Below are 16,938 nucleotides of genomic sequence, written 5' to 3' on the forward strand. Positions count from 1 at the left end.
ACCACCTGATCCCATCCCGAACTCAGCAGTGAAACGATGCATCGCCGATGGTAGTGTGGGGTTTCCCCATGTGAGAGTAGGTCATCGTCAAGATTGAATTCCGAAACCCCTGTCTGCTAACGCAGACAGGGGTTTTGTCGTTTAGGGCGGCCCACCGCAGCAAATCTGCCTTACGGCTACCGCCTGTCGGTTTCCTACGTTAAAAGAAGATGCTTCTCACAAATTCCTAAGATTTGTCGAAGTTTGGCCGAAAGCCTGACGAGCCATGCGTGCACCGAAATAGAGCGACCGCAGAGTCCGCCTATCCCGTTACATGGAATGTTCCACTCGGCACGCTCACCCCCCTTTGGCAAAAGAAGTCGATGAAATGAATCTCAAGTTCAGTCATAAAATTCTGTTGGCCGCGTCAGGCGTCGTGGTTTTAGCCTTCGCGTTATTTACCCTCTACAACGACTACCTGCAGCGCAGCACCATCAGGCAAAACCTTACGTCGTCCATCCAACAATCCGGCGAGCTCACCGCCAGCAGTGTGCAGAACTGGCTCAGTGGTCGCATCCTGGTCCTCGAGAACCTGGCGCAGAACGTTGCCCACCAGGGCAGCGCCGCCGACCTCCCAGGTTTGGTCGATCAGCCAGCATTCACTACCAATTTCCAGTTCACCTATGTAGGTCAAACCAATGGGGTATTCACCCAGCGCCCTGACGCGAAAATGCCTGACGACTACGACCCCCGTCAGCGCCCTTGGTACAAGCAAGCAGTAGTGGCGGACAAAACCATGCTTACTCCGCCTTATATGGCGGCTGTGGGCGGTCAGATCGTGACAATTGCCATGCCGGTGAAAAAGAATGGCGAGTTGTTGGGTGTTGTCGGTGGTGACCTGAGCCTGCAGACACTGGTGAAGATCATCAACTCGGTAGACTTCGGTGGTATCGGCCATGCGTTCCTGGTCAGCGGTGATGGCCAGGTCATCGTCAGTCCGGACCAGGACCAAGTGATGAAGAATCTCAAGGACATCTATCCCGGCACCAACGTGCGCATTGAGAAGCTCAATCAGGACGTTGTCCTCAACGGTCAGGATCGCATCCTTTCCTTCACGCCTATCAGCGGCTTGCCTGGCGCTGACTGGTACATCGGCCTTTCGATCGACAAAGAAAAAGCCTATGCCCCGCTGGGCAAATTCCGTACTTCGGCCTTGATTGCGATGTTGATTGCCGTTGTGGCTATTGCGGTGCTCCTGAGCCTGTTGATTCAAGTACTGTTGCGCCCGTTGACCACCATGGGCGTGGCCATGCAGGACATTGCCCAAGGCGAAGGTGATTTGACCCGACGTCTCGACGTGACCAGCAAAGACGAGTTCGGCGAAGTCGGCAGCGCATTCAACCAGTTCGTCGAGCGAATTCACGCGTCGATTTCCGAAGTGTCTTCGGCAACGCGCCAGGTGCACGATTTGTCCCAGCGTGTGATGGCTTCATCCAATGCGTCGATCATCGGTTCTGACGAACAGAGCGCGCGTACCAACAGCGTGGCCGCAGCCATCAACGAGCTAGGGGCCGCCACCCAGGAAATCGCGCGCAACGCTGCTGACGCGTCCCAGCATGCCAGTGGTGCCAGCGAACAAGCTGACGATGGTCGTAAAGTGGTGGAGCAAACCATTCAGGCGATGTCGGAGCTTTCGCAAAAGATCAGCCTGTCCTGCACTCAGATCGAAACCCTTAATGCCAGTACCGATAACATCGGACACATCCTGGATGTGATCAAAGGCATTTCCCAGCAAACCAACTTGCTCGCCCTAAACGCGGCGATCGAAGCGGCCCGTGCTGGCGAAGCAGGGCGTGGTTTTGCCGTCGTGGCGGATGAAGTGCGCAATTTGGCGCACCGTACCCAGGAGTCGGCAGAAGAAATCCACAAGATGATCACTTCGCTGCAAGTGGGTTCGCGCGAAGCCGTGACCACCATGAACGCCAGCCAGGCTTCCAGCGAAGAAAGCGTCGAAGTCGCCAACCAGGCAGGTGAGCGTCTGGTCAGCGTGACGCAACGTATCGTTGAGATCGATGGCATGAACCAATCCGTCGCGGCCGCCACTGAAGAGCAGACCGCCGTGGTTGAAACCCTCAACGTCGATATCAACCAGATCAACTTGCTGAACCAGCAGGGTGTGGCCAACCTCAACGAGACGCTCAAGGACTGCGATGCGCTGTCCCAGCAGGCCAGCCGACTGAAGCAATTGGTCGATAGCTTCAAGATCTGATCCTGACCGCATCGGAGCGAGGCCTCTCGCTCCGATCGCTTGGTCTCACGTCCAGGGTGCTATTCAGAGGAAACTGATAGCGCTCAGATAGTCGCAGCCTTTGCGTAACAGCGCCTGGCTCTTGGGTGGATAGCACATGCCCATTTTTTCCACGCCCCACCGGGCATTGTCGTAACGGATCATCGATGTGTCACCGATGTCCTCGCCCAGTCCGTCCAGGTAAAAGCCCAGCACTCCGAACAACGCGTTATTGCGGCTCACTTTGCGCAGCGCCCGTTGCCAGTGTTCAATGCTTACTCGGTCAAAAGCGTGCCCAGCCTCGCTGAAGGCGTCGAGATACTGGTCCCAACTCAAGGGCAGTGGGTTGTGCAGGTTGAACACGTTTCGCCCAGGGTCAAAGCGCACGCTGTGGTAGGCGATGAAACGCGCCAGGAAGTCCACCGGCATCAGATCGAAATTGACGTCCAGTCGCGGGACCATCCCTAATTGCAGAGACCCCTTGAGCATCAACATCAAGCGGTTTTTCTGTGGCTGGCAAACGCCGTTCTGGCTGTTGAAGCTGATATTTCCCGGCCGATGAATATTGACCCAGGCCCCTTGCTCGACTGCCCGTCCTAATAGCCGCTCGGCTACCCACTTGGAGAGGTTGTAGCCATTTTTCACATAGAGCGGCAGTGCGCGTCGGGCAGGCGCTTCAAGCACGGACCCGTCGACGTCCACGCTGCTGCAGGCTGACAGCGTCGAGATGAAATTGAGGACCTTCTTGCAATGGGTCTCGCAAAGGCGCAGGCATTCCAGCACCGGCTCGACGTTGTCCTTGGCGAGTGAGGCGTAATCCATCACATGATTGACCTGCGCGGCGTTATGCACCACCACGCCGTAATGACGGGCGAGGTGCTCGTACACGTCGTCGGCCAAGCCCAGGCGAGGTTTACAAATATCGGCGGCGTATACCTGTACTCGGCTCAGGTCCATATGTTCCAAGCGGTATTCGCGCAATGCCTGGGCGAACCTTGTCGCTGCCGAATGGCCGGGCAACTCGCGCACCAGGCACGCCACGTCCTGCGCCCCGCCAGCCAGCAGTGCCTGGACAATATGAACCCCGACAAAGCTGTTCGCGCCGGTGACGATGGCTTTGCGCGAGTCTCCCGCAAGGGTCTCGGGCAGCATCTCGACCTCCAGTGCTCGCGTCGCATCTTGTTCCATCTGGTTGGATGGTGTATCCGGCAGTGCACTGCCATCCATGAGTGCGGCCAATGTGCGGATGGTCGGCGTCTCAAAAAAGGGGCTCAGGCAGAAGCTGCGGCCAAACTGCTCGCGCAGGCGTAGCAACAGGGTCGACAACAGGATGGAGTGGCCACCGAGGTTGAAAAAACTCTCATCAATCGAGAGTTCGCCTGCGGGTAATCCCAGCAGCTCACCCCACACGTCAGCCAGTTGTGCCTGCAAAGGGTCTTGTATGCGACAGCGATCCATCCCGATGGGTATGGGTATTGGCATGGCCAGCAAGGCCTTGCGATCGATCTTGCCGTTATTCGAACGGGGCATGCATGCCAGTTCGCTCCAAGCGCTGGGCTGCATATGCACCGGCAACCACTGTCGAGCATGTTCCTTCAGGCTTGCCAGCGTAGCGCCAGATTCCGGCTGGGCGGCAAAGCCGATGACTCTGTGTGCCGTATCGATCACCACTGCCACTTGGCGAAACAAGCGACTATCGCGCAAGCACTGTTCAATATCCTGAGGCTGAACTCGAAACCCGCGGATCTTGACTTGCTCATCCCTGCGGCCGCCCAGTTCGATGCCCTCTTGCGTCCATTTTGCCAAGTCGCCGCTGCGATAAGCCTGTAGCACTTGGCCATTTGGCAGTGTCAGCGCCACGAACGGATTGTCGGCCCGCGAGAGTGTATTCGAATAACCCAGGCTTACTCCGGGACCGACAATGTACAAGTCGCCCATTACCTGTTCATCCACGGGCTGCAGGTTCTCGTCGAGAATCAGCACCTGGCTGTTAGCGATGGGGAGGCCGATATTGCGATGGCTGTCACCTCGTTGGAATACCCGATGGGTCGCCAACACAGTGGCCTCGGTCGGCCCATAGAGGTTATGCAACTGGCATTGACCGGCCAGTTGTTCGATCACGCAGGGCTCGCAGAAATCACCTCCGGTCAGTAAATGAGTCATGCCCAACGGCTGATCCAGCGGCAGGATGCTGAGCAGTGCCGGTGGCACAAACCCATGAGTGACGCGTTGCTTGCGAATCAGTTCTACCAGTTGCTGAGGGTCGTGACGCTGGTCTGGGCTGGGCACAATCAACTCGGCGCCGGCGATCAATGCAGGGAAAATATCGATCAGTGAAGAATCGAAGCCCAGTGGCGAAAATTGCAGGACGCGACTGTGTTGATCCAACGCCACGCAACTGACGAGCCAGGCCGTGAAATGCGCCAGGTTGTATTGGCTCAGCAGTACCCCCTTGGGCTGGCCCGTCGTACCCGAGGTGAACAGTGCCACGCACGGCTCGTCGGCACGGGGGTGACGGTGCATCAGCGGTTGCGTCATGTCGGCGCTGTGCGCGGCCACCTGGCTCACATCAAGTGAAACGAAACGCTCTCGCAATGGGTGCTGGCCATTCTCCAGCAGCACACAGGCCTTCAGGTTGGTCAGCATGCAGTGCTGGCGTTGCTCCGGGTGGTCAGGCACCAGCGGCAAATACACGGCGCCACAGCCAAGCACCGCGAGAATACTGGCGTACAACTCGGCAGATTTCTCCAGGCATACGCCGACCACTTGTGGAGCCTCGGCATCCTCCAGCAAGGGAAGCAGGCGTTGTTGAATAGCCATGGCTTGTTGCTGGAGCTGCCGATAAGTCAGCGCATGACCGGCGATGTTCAGCACTGTTCGATGCGCGAAGGTATTGAGGCTGGCCTGCAGCCGTTCGATCATGGGCGTTCGGGCCGCGTGCAGTAAGGCAGGGTCCGCCGTGTGGTTGAGCCGGTGCATGAAAGCCAAGGCATCCAACTCTTGCAGGCCCTGTTCAGGCCAGGCGTTAGCAGCGGCCGTTGCCGAGAAATAAGCGGGGTCTCTTGAAAAACCGCAAACCAACAAAGCAGCCCACTCCACCACTGCATTCGTTGCCTGCTGACGCAACCGCTGCCCATTGCCGCTGGGCTCCCGGGCAACGTCGTGCACCGTCAGCAGGCGCCGCTCCCGGTCGTAGCAGCGTAACTGTAATGAGGGCAGCCCGTGTTCGCAGAGCGGGCCGATACCCACGCGCAAGCTTAACCATGGCGCACTGGCGGGCGAGGGCGGCAGCGGCTGACTCCCGTCTTCAATAACCAGATCCACAGACCCCGTTCCTGCCACATGCCCATATTGCTCCAGCTCCTGCCTGAGCGCCGCCAGAGCGTTACCGGTACCACGCCACTCGATCTGCAAGCGCCTCATGCCAACCTCCTCGATACGGGCAGGTAGTCGCGCAGGGCTCGTGCCACGCTGGGGGTTTGCAGTACGCCGCTGTGGTGCAGGAGGCCCATGATATTGGCCAGCAGCGGATGTTGATGGGTGATGGGAAAGTCCAGCGCCTGGATTTCGTCGCGCAGTGCCCGGCGCGTATCGGCACTGATAGCCAAGTGTTCGATCAGTTGCAGATCGAAGTCTTTCTGTAGGTCGTTGGTCAGGTAGTGCGTCAGGAACACGGGCAGGGCTTGAGCAATGTGGTCGCGATCTTCAGAGCTTGCCGATTGCCAGTAGAGGCGCACCAACTGTGTCCAGAACCGCGCATGCCGCCCTTCATCAAACAGATGATCGGCCATCAGGCCGCGGACAGAGGATTTGACGCTGCCATCTTTGGAAAACGCTGCGACGTCATGGGTGATGGTGTTCTCAGCGATGGCGACGCCGATCAACTCTACGGCATCGTGCAAGTATGCCGGTACCTGTGCCTGGGCTGCCGGCAGCGCGCGGCCCAATTCAATTTGCCCGGGTAGATCGAGCGGTTGGATTCCGGTCATCTGCACGGCTTGCTGCAGGAAATCCAGCGCGACCAGCGCGTGATAATCCTCGTCGACAACGACCGTCATCGCATCGTAGCGGCAGGCGAGCGGGAAGGGCAAGGGAGAAGCGATTTTTAGCGATGCTGCGCGCGGTTTTGTCGACGATCTCGGTTTCGAAAATCACCACGTCATTGATGAATTTATAGAAGCTTTGCACCAGCACGAAGTCGCGCCATTGCGGGCAGTGCTTGAGAAAGGTGGCACTCAACACCAGAGGCTGACGGCACAGGGGGAAGATGAGTTTGTCGTCGTCTTCCAACATCCGCCGGGGGCGTGTGCGGATGGTTGCGCGACGCTCCCAGTCGTCGGCAAAGGATTGGTAATGAGCGGCGTTCACGGACGTACCTCTTGCATCGAGGCCAGTACGTCGTCCCAGAGGGTAATACGACTCTGCACGGCGCCCAGGGCGGCGTTATCGGCCTGTTGCTGACGGCTGGGGTCTGCGTCGACCAGGCGCTGTAGCAACCGTTGCGCCGCGGGCTCGTGATCATCGCTGTCTATTTCGATATGGCGGCTGAGGTAGTGACATAGCGTAGGGGCCTGCCGACCTATGAAAGCATGGCTATGCAAAAGCCTTTCGAACATTGACGGAATCACACACTCTCGGCCATGCAGGAACGCCGCCGCCACACAGTGGGTCGGAGCGCTCAGGGCAATTTGTAAGGTGCTGTCGACGAAGCGGGCCACGCCCTGGGGCGCATCGATCATCTGCAAGGCTGCGCTTACCTCCACTCCCTGGCTTTGCAGGTCGATAAAGCGAGTGATTGCGACCGTGCTGGCGCCCACTTCCGTCATTGCGTCCAAGTACAGCTCGAAGTGGCTGCAATAGCCCCGCGTCGGGTGCTCGTCCGACTCTTCCGCCAGCACGATTTCATTAATCAGGCGGGCAGCGTGCGGGTCAGTGGAGGGGAGCCAGGGCAACTGCATGCAAGTGAGGTCCTTTTGCAGGCGTTTGGTCAGGCTCATGAAATCCCAGACAGCAAATACATGGTGTTTCATGAAGTGTTGTAACTTGCCGAGGCTGGTTATTTCTATAAATAACGGATGATCAAAAAGTTGTCGTTTTTTTTGCGCGAGTGAATGTGGGTACATGGTTGACGCCTATGAGTTGTTGCGAGTGCTCTAAAAGCAGTGTTGAAATATTATAGTTGTGAGTGCGAGAGTAACTTGAGCGCGCCCACGCGCACGGCGAGGCCCTTGCACTAGGCAGACGCAGTGGATGGAAAGGTGTGTCTTGCTGGGAAAAGATAATAAGCTGGTTGAATGTTTGAACCGGTATACAAATGTATTAGATGTTTTTCCCGATATTTATGTGTGTGGTGATTGCCCAACTATACGTGGGATTTTGCTGCGCGCTGAGTCGGCTTTAATTATGATTTGGTTCTTTGTTTTTTCTGATGGAGCAACAATCCCTGATAAGAAAGTTGCTACATCACCTAAGGATCAAGGGCAAAAGCGAAAAAACCTACTGAGTGGGGTTTTTTTCGGCGCTCTCAAGGCCGCTGAGGTAGGTCGCGATCACCTCCATGCCTCGCATCAAGTGGTTACGCAGCGTCAGGATGCTCTCCTCGACCTTCTTCTGCGCTACCAGGCTCAGCAGTTCGCGGTGATCCTCCTGGGAAGTCTCCCCCAGCCCCATCGCCTCAAGGTTGAAGCGCAGGAAGCGCTCCTCCTCATTCAATCCGTGCTCGACCAAAGTGAGCAGCCGCTGGTTGGGCGCCTTGCCGTACAACACCATGTGAAACAGGCGATTGAGCCGACCAATCTCGGTGTAGTCTTTCTCGCTTTCCAGTGCGTTGATACAGGCCTCGGCTTGAGCAAGGTCCGCGTCGGTGAGCAACGGAATCGACAGGCGCAGGGCCTCGGACTCCAGCAACATGCGCAGGGCATAGGTCTCGGCCGAATTGTCCTCGATCAAGGGAGCAACGACGGCACCCTTGTGAGTCACCACATGCAACAAGGATTGCGCCTCCAGCTGGCGCAACGCTTCGCGTACCGGCATGCGACTGACGCCGAACAGGCTGGCCAGTTCTTGCTGGCGCATGGCGGTGCCACAGGGCAATCGCCCATCAAGGATGGCATTACGCAACGTTTCTTCGATAACGGAGCGCGCAAGATGGGCGGGAATAGGCCCGCTGATTTTGATGCTGCTTAATGGGTTCGGCTTCTGCGTCACGGTTGCGCTATCCTCCTTTCTTGAATAATAGTCTGGCTAATTGGATCCAAAGAACACTAAAGATGGGCCAGGTGCTTGTCAAATAGCCAAAGTTTCCGTTTGTAAGTGCTTACACAGCATACTTTGTGTCTCTCACAAGGGCGGTTATAAAAACGCCGCCTCCTGCGATGATTGCACTGTGCCATTGTTTTTTGTAGGGCCAGGCTTCACCATCCCTGGAAATTCCGTCTCTTTCACGGACTGAACATTTTGGCGGTAAGCTTTAATCCCTATCGACTGCTTTGCTGGCTTTTATCAGCAACTTTACTGGCCGGCCTGATGCTCGGCGGGCTGCGTGCCGATTGGGATTTCTCGCAAATCAGCCGCAAGGCTACCGCCGTCTACGGGCCTTTGGGTCAAGGCCAGCAGCGTATCGACGCCTGGCAGCGGTTATTGGTGAGCGAAAAACAGGTCAGCGAGCAGGAGCAGCTCAAGGTCGTCAATTTGTTCTTCAACAAGCAAATGACCTACGTGGAAGACATCGATCTCTGGCACGTTGTGGATTACTGGGAGACGCCCGTCGAGGCACTCTGGAAAGGTGCTGGTGACTGTGAAGACTACGCCATCGCAAAATATTTCAGTTTGCGTCACCTGGGCGTGTCCAGCGACAAGTTGCGCATTACCTACGTCAAGGCCCTGCGGCAGAATCGGGCGCACATGGTCCTGACTTATTATTCGAGCCCCGACGCCGTCCCACTGGTGCTCGACAGCCTGATGGATGAGATCCTGCCGGCTACCCGTCGCACCGACCTGGTCCCGGTGTACTCATTCAACGCCGAGGGGTTGTACTTGCCTGGTGCCAAAGGCAACAAAAAAGTCGGTGATACCAAACGCTTGTCGCGCTGGCAGGATGTGTTGAGAAAAATGCGTGCGGAAGGCTTCCCAGCCGAGCCTGCCAACTAGGAGTAACTGATCGGATGTCTCTGTTCAAACAGCTATTGATCGCAATCTGTCTGTTCCTGGTGGTCGCCTTCAGCGGCAGCTTCATGGTCAGCCTGGAAAGCTCGCGCACCCAATACGTCAACCAATTGCGCTCCCACGCCCAGGATGCCGCGACGGCATTGGCGCTGTCGCTCACCCCGAATATCGATGACCCAGCCATGGTGGAGCTGTTGGTCAGCTCGATCTTCGACAGCGGTTACTATGCCAGCATCCGCGTCGTGGACCTGGCCACCGACAAAACCATCGTCGAGCGTAGCGGTATTCCCGACAACAACGGCGTGCCCAACTGGTTCGTCAAGCTGATCGGACTGGAGCCGGCGGGCGGTGATGCCCTGGTCAGCCGTGGCTGGGAACAGGCCGCACGGGTAGAAGTGGTCAGCCATCCGATGTTCGCCCTGGCCAAGCTCTGGCAAAGCGCCCTGGGTAGCCTGGGCTGGTTGCTCTTGTGCGGTGCGGTCAGCGTGGTGCTCGGTGGGCTGCTGCTGCGCCGGCAATTGAAGCCGTTGGACTATATGGTCAAACAGTCCCACGCCATTGCCCGCCGTGAGTTCCTCAGCCTGCCTGACTTGCCCCGCACGCCTGAACTGCGGCGGGTGGTGCAGGCCATGAACCAGATGGTGGAAAAGCTCAAGGCGCTGTTCCAGGAGCAGGCCGAGCGTAGCGAAAAACTGCGCACCGAATCCTATCAGGACAACCTCACCGGCCTCGCCAACCGCCGTTATTTCGAGATGCAGCTCAACGCCCGCGTCAGTAACCCGGAAGAGACCAACTCCGGCTACCTTCTGCTGCTGCGGGTCAAGGACCTGGCCGGCCTCAACCAGCGCCTGGGTGGCCAGCGCACCGACCAGTTACTGCAAGCGGTTGGCGAACAACTACTGCGCCAGTGCGCGCCGTACCCGGAAACCCATAACCTCGTCACCCGTATTCGTGGCGGTGAGTTCGCCGTGCTGGCGCCGGGGTTGATGCGTGAAGAAGCGATGCAGCTGGCGCAAAACCTGGAAAGCACTTTGCTCAGCCTGCAAGCGACCGGCGCCAGTGACGTTACGCCGGTCGCCTATATCGGCCTGGCGCCGTTCAGCCATGGCGACGCGCCCCAAGCCCTGCTGACCCTGGCCGATCAGGCCCTGGCCCAGGCCCAAGCGCAGGGCGACACCAGTTGGGTGTGCCTGGACCGCAGCGCCGCCGCCAGCGTGGGAGACGATCACCATGCCTGGCACACCTTGTTGGACCAGGCCCTGACCCAGCAGCGCTTCCAGCTGTACTTCCAGCCGGTTGTCGCCAGCCAGGACCCGCAATTGGTCTTGCATTACAAAGTACTGTCGCGCTTGCAGGACGAAGACGGCCACACCATACCGGCCGGGCGCTTCCTGCCGTGGCTTGAGCGCTTTGGTTGGTCAGCCCGCCTGGACCGCCTGATGCTGGAGCAGGTGCTCAAGCAGATGGCCAGCCACACCGAGAACCTGGCGCTGAATCTTTCGGCCGCGACCTTGCAAGATACCCAGGCCCTGAACCGCGTTTATGACCTGCTACGCCAGCACAGCAACCTGGGCCCGCGCCTCACCCTGGAGATTGGTGAGGAGCAACTGCCTGAGCAGCCCGTGCTGGAACAGATGACCCAGCGCCTGCGCGAACTGGGCTTCTCCCTCAGCCTGCAACGTTTCGGTGGGCGGTTCAGCATGATCGGCAACCTGGCGCGCCTGGGCCTGGCGTACCTGAAGATCGACGGCAGCTACATTCGCGCCATCGACCAGGAAAGCGACAAGCGCCTGTTTATCGAGGCCATCCAGCGAGCGGCCCATAGCATCGACCTGCCGTTGATTGCCGAACGTGTAGAGACCGAGGGCGAACTGAAGGTGATTCGTGAGATGGGGATTTTCGGCGTGCAGGGCCAACTGTTTGGCGAGCCCGCGCCCTGGAAATAATTCACCTGTAGGAGCGAGCTTGCTCGCGAAGATCGCCAACAATAACGCGCAAAACCTGATGCCCCGTGGCGATTTCAGTTTTTCGCGAGCAAGCTCGCTCCTACAGGGGTAGGAGCGGTTGGATTAAATCAATCCTTTCTCGTCATCATCGATCAACTGGCTCAACCCACCCAACGCTTCCCTCGCCTGGTTACGGTCCATCAACTTGGCCTGGGCTGCCGGCGGCAGGTCGGTCACGCTGATCACCCCCTTGCGGGTCAGCACCTGGATCAAGTCATCCAGCACCCGGATCATCTCAAAGTCGCTCTGCTTGAGCTGGGCCAGGCTGGTTTCCACCACTTCGTTGGCGTACCAGGCCTGTATCTCATGGTGATCGGCCGGCAGGGTTTCAGTGGATTCGGTAAAGGCAGCGGCCTCTACGCGAACCAGCGCGCCCTGTGCATCACGTTGCACGTAAAACATAACAACCCCTCGAAAATGCGCCACAGGCGTTCAACAGCATAGGTCAACGCTGCGTGTATGGGCGTGAGTATGCGATGCGCCGTCCGCCAGGGCCAGCGACCCGTAGGCCAAAAAATCGGCCGCCTGGAAGGGCGGCCGATCAATCGCGTCTTAGGTGTGATCGATCTTGATGGTCGGGTCGGCACCACTGATCAGCGAGTTGATGCTGGTGTGGGACCAATCGTTGCCTTCCAGTTTGATCGTCACATCAGCATTGGCCAGGCCACCGGCGGCGTTGAGCTTGCCTTCACTGCTCACTTGCAGGGTCGACACACCTTCTACCGTGGTGATCTTGAGGTAATTGTCGATGGTGCTGTCGGTTTCACCTTTCAACAAATCGCGCAGGTCAATGCGGTCGCCTTCGGACGCCTTGAAGTCCTTGATCACATCGTTGCCGATGTCGCCCGCCTTCCACACGAAGGTGTCGGCCCCCGAGCCACCGATCAGGATGTCGTTGCCCTGGCCGCCAATCAACGTGTCGTTACCCGTGCCACCCAGCAGGATGTCATTGCCTTTGCCGCCGTCCAGAAGGTCGTTGCCGCCCTGGCCGAACAGGATGTCATCGCCAGCCCCGCCCAACAGTGTATCGCCGGCATCTTTGGCGCCGGAGACGTCGAAGTCCACATAGTGCTCGGTGACGTACTGGTGAACGTTAGAGGCAGTCACTGCCGAGACAGCCACGCCGGTCTTCTGTGCGACAAAGGCCTGCAGCGCGTTGTAACCCTCGCCATTGATCCCGCTGAAGCTCACCAGGTCGCCGAAGAGGATGTCGTTGCCGTCGCCACCGCTGACGGTGTCCGCGCCCGGCAACGTCGCCTCTGTGTGGCCGAGGATAGCGTTGGCCAGGTCCTTCGGATCGATGTTGGCCTGTGGCTTGCCATCGCTGTCGTACGGTGCCAACTGATTCAGGCTGACCCCACTGTTGAGGCCGATGGCTTCTACGCCACCTGTGGACAGACCTTTAAGCAGTGCGAACGCGCTGTTGGAGTTGAGGGTGGTGGAGTAGTCGGTATCGTAGCCGAGGCCGCCTTGCACCGATATTTCATAGGTGCCATCCCCTTGGGCGTGGATGATTCCCTTGTTGTACCCCCAGCCGTAAGACCAGAGGGTTACCTTGCCGGCAGAGTTGATATCAAGGTAGTTATTCGAATCGATGTTGATCCGGGTGGCGGTACCTATGGTGTAGTTGTTCATGGTGACGACATCATCGAGCCTGACGTTGCCGTACAAGTATGGGTTGGTCTGCTCGGACGCTTGGTAAAACGTCGGCTGACCATCGGTGATGAAGTACGTTGTATTGATAGCGCCAGTGTTGCCAGTCGCCTGGGCACTCTTGAAGAAGTTGGCCGCGGCCTTGAACACGTCTTCGTAGTTGGTCCCGCCGGTAGACACCATGGAATCCAGGACTTTCTGCAGCGAGTCCAATGCACCTGGGTCTTTCAGGTTGACTGTCACCGTGCGATTGACCTGGTCGCTGAAATCCGCCAGGAAGATATTCACAGTGCCAGAAGTGCTGGCGCCGATACTGTTTTTCAGCGAGTTGAACGTGGTGGTCAGCGAGGTTTTTGCCGCTGCTATCGAGTCCGCACCCATACTGCCCGATGTATCGATCATGAACGCGATGTTGTAGTTCTTGCCCTGCACCACGTTCAAGCCGGCGACGTCGGCCACGACAATGTCGTTGCCATCGCTGCCATTGATGGTGTCGCTGCCCGAGGTGCCGGTGACCGAATTGTAGGTCGCTGGGTGCACCGTGACGGGCAATTGCGCGGTGGTGGTCGCTGAACCGCCGATGCTCTCGGTGGACGTCGAAGTGACCGTCAGGTTGAACTGACCGCTGTAGTAGGTCGGCGGCTTGATGGTCAGGGTGTTCAGGTCCCAGCCCGTGACATTCACTTCGCCCACGGTTTTACCCGCAGTAAAGGTGTGCCCCGACGCGTCAGTGAGCACCGAGCCTGCCGGAATGCCGCTGATCTTCACGCTCAGGGTTTCGGAGCCGTCGGTGTCGGTCAGCGCGGTGGTGACCTTGGACAATTTGACCGTGCCGTTTTCCTGGCCTTCGTTGAGCTTGTAGCCCACGTAGTAACCGTCACCGTTGCTGCCATGCAGGTCGGATACGGTGACGCCGGCGTTGGTCAGGTCGGTAAGGCCGGTGTACAGCGGCACGGTGCTGGTGCTCAGGTTCTGCACCGCCCCGCCGTTGACCGACAGGTTGACGTCAAAGCTGCCAGGCCCCGCTTGGTTGGCCTGGTAGATCTCAAGGCTGTAGTAACCAGTGGTCGTTGGCGTGAACGAGCCGCTGAACTTGCCGCTGTTGGTACCCCACAAACCGCTCGCAACGTCTTTACCGCCAACGTTGACCACCACGCTGTCATCCGCGATACCGCTGAAGGTGTAGCTCTTGCCCGCTTCCATGTAGATCAGGCCGGAGATCTTGGAACCAGAGCCAGCGGCCACGTTGTCGACGGACTCGACGTTGGTCACCACAGAGGTGCTGTTGGGTGTGCCCGCGTTATCGATGGCTTTTTTCAGCACGTCCGGTGCAGCACCGTTGCCGTTGTTGCCGAGGCCGGCGATGCTGTTCCAGCCCTGTTTGACCAGGCCGGTCGAGGCAACGTTGTTGTCGGCCACGCTCAGGGTCGGTGCGTCGGCCACTGGGGTGATATCGACTTTCACCGTAGCGCTGGTGCCCAGGTCCTTGCCATCGGTTGGCTGGAACTTGAACTGCGCGTAATCCGCCTGCTTGTTACCCACGCCAGTGCCGCCGTAACCGTCGGCGCCGGACTCGTTGGCGTTCGGCATAAAGCGCAGTTGGCCGCCATCGATCTGGGCCTTGGTAAAGGTCTGGCCGCTGGTCACGTTGGTCCAGGTGCTGCCGTCCGCCGCAAGGTATTGCAGCTTGCCGGCTACTGGCAGGTCGGTGATTTTCACCCCGAGGCTGGCTTGTGGCGAGTCCACATCGCTCACGCCGAAGTTGGCCCAGGTCAGGGCCAGCGCCGTGTCTTCCGTACCGGTCACAGCACCGCCAGTGGCCACTGGTGCATCGTTGACCGCTACCACGTTGACGGTGGTGGTGGCCACGTTGGAGTAGTTGCCGCCATCGGTCACCGTCACGGTGATGGTGCGCGGTGTGGTGCTCGGGTCGTGGCTGTTGTTGGTGAACGTGATGTTCTGGATACGTTGCATGTAGTCAGCCAGCGTTGCGCTGCCGGACAACGTCAGGGTAATAGTGCCCGTCTGGTTGTTGGTGCTGACGCTGATGCCATTCACGCTATTGCCCAGGTTCAGGGCATCACCGGCCTGTGCGTTGGTCAGCGTGACCGTCGCGCCCGTCAGCAGTGTGCTGTCTGGGTCAGTGATCTTGATATCCGTATCGGCGATCGACACGCCCGGCCCGGCGGTACCCTCGGTAAATGCCGTCTTGTAATCGGCACCCGTGGCGCCGCTGGAGTTGTTGGCATCCAGGTCGATCACCGGCGGCGCATCGTTGTCGAGGATGTTGGTGGTGACGGTGCCTTTGTCGATCACCAGGTTCTCGAAGTTGCCTCCGGTGACCTTGTCGATGGTGATAACGATCTGTTCCGTAGGCTCGGTGATCTTGTCGTCGAGCGTGCGGATATCAAACGGCACGCTGCTGGAGCCTGCCGGGATCTTCACGGTGTACACGCCGGTGAAGTCCGAACCGTCAGTGGCGGTGCCGCTGTATTTGAGCGTCACGGTTACGTCGGTTTGCGGCGGGTTGGTCAAGGTCAGGGTGTAGTGGGCTGTGCCACCTTCAGTGACCGAGCCATCGCCCGTTATGCTGATTTTGGTATCCGTCACTACATCCGTGACCTTGGTGACCGCGGGGCTGGCGTCAACAATCAGATGCTCGTACTTGTCGCCACCGCTGACCACGCCGGTGATCTTGGCGCTGACATCATTGGCGCCGACATAGGCATCGTTCGGTGCGGTAGCTGTCGTGAAGCTGGTGGACTTGCCACTGCCGATGGTGATGGTCGAGCCGTTATCCAGCCTTACCACCAAGTCGGAGCCCACGTTGTTCACGGCCGCGCCGTTCTTGTCGACCAGGGACGCGGTGTAGACGATCTGCCCGCCTTCGCTGACCGAACCGGTGGCCTTGAGTACCACGGTCACGTCGTCGATGGTGTCGTTGATGGTGGTCGTGGCGCCCGCAGGTGTGATGGTCACCCCCTCGAAATTGCCGCCGGTGGTGCCGGTGATCTTGACGGTCTGGGTGCTCTTGTCGATGAACACGTCATCGGTAGGCGCCGGGACGGTCACCGTGCCCATGGTCTCACCTTGCTTGATGGTGATGCTCGAACCGTTGTCGAGCTGGACCAGCATGTCGCTGCCGGCCTTGTTGCTCAAGGTGGCGGTGTAGGTGATCTGGCCGCCTTCGTTGACCGCGGTCGGGGCAGTCAAGGTGACGGTGGTCAGGTCGGTGGAGCCTGGTGTGTCGGTGACGGTGGTGTTCACCGCCGTCGTGCCCGGCACGAGGTTCTCGAAATGCTCGCCACCGGTCACGCCTTTGATGGCGGTGGTGACGGTTTGGTCGCCTTTGTAGACGTCGTTTGGCGCTACGGTGGTGATGGAACCGCTCGACTGATTCACACCGATGGTGATGGTTTTGCCATTGTCCAAGGTGACGGTCAGCGGATTGGTGATGTTGGTCACCGCTGCGCCGTTTTTATCCACAAGGCTGGCGGTGTAGACGATGTTGCCGCCTTCGCCAACGGTGGTGGTGGCGGTCAGAACTACATCCACCTTGTCGATGGTGTCGTTGATCGTGGTGGTTGCGCCGTTGCCTGCCACTTCCAGTTTTTCGAAGTTGCCGCCGGAAGCGTCGGTGATCTTGACGGTCTGAGTGCTCTTGTCGATGAACACGTCATCGGTAGGCGCAGGCACAGTTACGGTGCCCACGGTCTCGCCAGCCTTGATTGTAATCGACGAGCCGTTGTCCAACTTCAGCGTGACGTCGGTCCCCGCCTTGTTGGACAGCGTGGCGGTGTACGTAATCTGTCCACCTTCGTTAACAGCGTTAGGCGCTGTCAGCGTCAC

General features: G+C 58.7%; 7 protein-coding genes, 1 rRNA gene and 2 pseudogenes. 4 read left to right on the top strand and 6 right to left on the bottom strand.

The features are described 5' to 3' along the window. Both rrf and BT204_RS26770 read left to right on the top strand, forming a co-directional pair. Positions 1 to 93: ribosomal RNA gene (gene rrf, locus BT204_RS26765) — 5S ribosomal RNA — on the top strand; the annotation flags it as partial. Between the two features lie 274 nt (positions 94 to 367). Continuing rightward, positions 368 to 2,248, top strand: a complete 1,881-nt coding sequence (locus tag BT204_RS26770) for a methyl-accepting chemotaxis protein (RefSeq protein ID WP_034125396.1) — start codon at positions 368 to 370, stop codon at positions 2,246 to 2,248. Positions 2,249 to 2,311: 63 nt separating this feature from the next. On the opposite strand, the gene BT204_RS26775 is transcribed toward BT204_RS26770, so the two are convergent. The 4 genes and pseudogenes from BT204_RS26775 to BT204_RS26790 form a co-directional block, all read right to left on the bottom strand. Then, the gene (locus BT204_RS26775) at positions 2,312 to 5,689 is read right to left on the bottom strand and encodes an amino acid adenylation domain-containing protein (protein WP_072448874.1); all 3,378 of its coding nucleotides are present in this window, start codon (positions 5,687 to 5,689) and stop codon (positions 2,312 to 2,314) included. Then, positions 5,686 to 6,634: pseudogene (locus tag BT204_RS26780) on the bottom strand (diiron oxygenase). Before BT204_RS26780 ends, BT204_RS26775 begins: the two are co-directional and overlap by 4 nt. Then, on the bottom strand, positions 6,631 to 7,389 hold the full coding sequence (locus tag BT204_RS26785; protein WP_054922566.1) for a DUF3050 domain-containing protein: 759 nt from the start codon (positions 7,387 to 7,389) through the stop codon (positions 6,631 to 6,633). The pseudogene BT204_RS26780 and the gene BT204_RS26785 overlap by 4 nt, the downstream one beginning before the upstream one ends. Before the next feature lie 373 nt (positions 7,390 to 7,762). Next, a complete protein-coding gene (locus BT204_RS26790; RefSeq protein ID WP_034125400.1) occupies positions 7,763 to 8,473 on the bottom strand; it encodes a GntR family transcriptional regulator in 711 nt (236 codons plus the stop codon). Positions 8,474 to 8,722: 249 nt separating this feature from the next. Here BT204_RS26790 and lapG point away from each other — a divergent pair, with 249 nt between their 5' ends. Together lapG and lapD are read left to right on the top strand one after the other, a co-directional pair. After that, entirely contained in the window at positions 8,723 to 9,415 is a 693-nt protein-coding gene (gene lapG, locus BT204_RS26795; protein WP_034125401.1) for a cysteine protease LapG, read from the top strand. A gap of 14 nt (positions 9,416 to 9,429) precedes the next feature. Then, positions 9,430 to 11,376, top strand: a complete 1,947-nt coding sequence (gene lapD, locus BT204_RS26800) for a cyclic di-GMP receptor LapD (protein WP_054922570.1) — start codon at positions 9,430 to 9,432, stop codon at positions 11,374 to 11,376. A 123-nt stretch (positions 11,377 to 11,499) separates the two neighbouring features. On the opposite strand, the gene BT204_RS26805 is transcribed toward lapD, so the two are convergent. Next, positions 11,500 to 11,838, bottom strand: a complete 339-nt coding sequence (locus BT204_RS26805) for a hypothetical protein (RefSeq protein ID WP_054896857.1) — start codon at positions 11,836 to 11,838, stop codon at positions 11,500 to 11,502. 150 nt (positions 11,839 to 11,988) lie between these two features. Further along, positions 11,989 to 16,938: pseudogene (locus BT204_RS26810) on the bottom strand (LapA family giant adhesin); the annotation flags it as partial.

The sequence above is a fragment of the Pseudomonas sp. NFPP02 genome, from assembly GCF_900119355.1.
Taxonomy (GTDB): Bacteria; Pseudomonadota; Gammaproteobacteria; order Pseudomonadales; family Pseudomonadaceae; genus Aquipseudomonas; species Aquipseudomonas paracarnis.

What these genes read in the sequence shown, in the direction of transcription:
- BT204_RS26770 (WP_034125396.1), top strand. Translation starts at nt 368, where the DNA reads ATGAATCTCAAGTTCAGTCATAAAATTCTGTTGGCCGCGTCAGGCGTC.
- BT204_RS26775 (WP_072448874.1), bottom strand. Translation starts at nt 5,689, where the DNA reads ATGAGGCGCTTGCAGATCGAGTGGCGTGGTACCGGTAACGCTCTGGCG.
- BT204_RS26785 (WP_054922566.1), bottom strand. Translation starts at nt 7,389, where the DNA reads ATGTACCCACATTCACTCGCGCAAAAAAAACGACAACTTTTTGATCAT.
- lapD (WP_054922570.1), top strand. Translation starts at nt 9,430, where the DNA reads ATGTCTCTGTTCAAACAGCTATTGATCGCAATCTGTCTGTTCCTGGTG.
- BT204_RS26805 (WP_054896857.1), bottom strand. Translation starts at nt 11,838, where the DNA reads ATGTTTTACGTGCAACGTGATGCACAGGGCGCGCTGGTTCGCGTAGAG.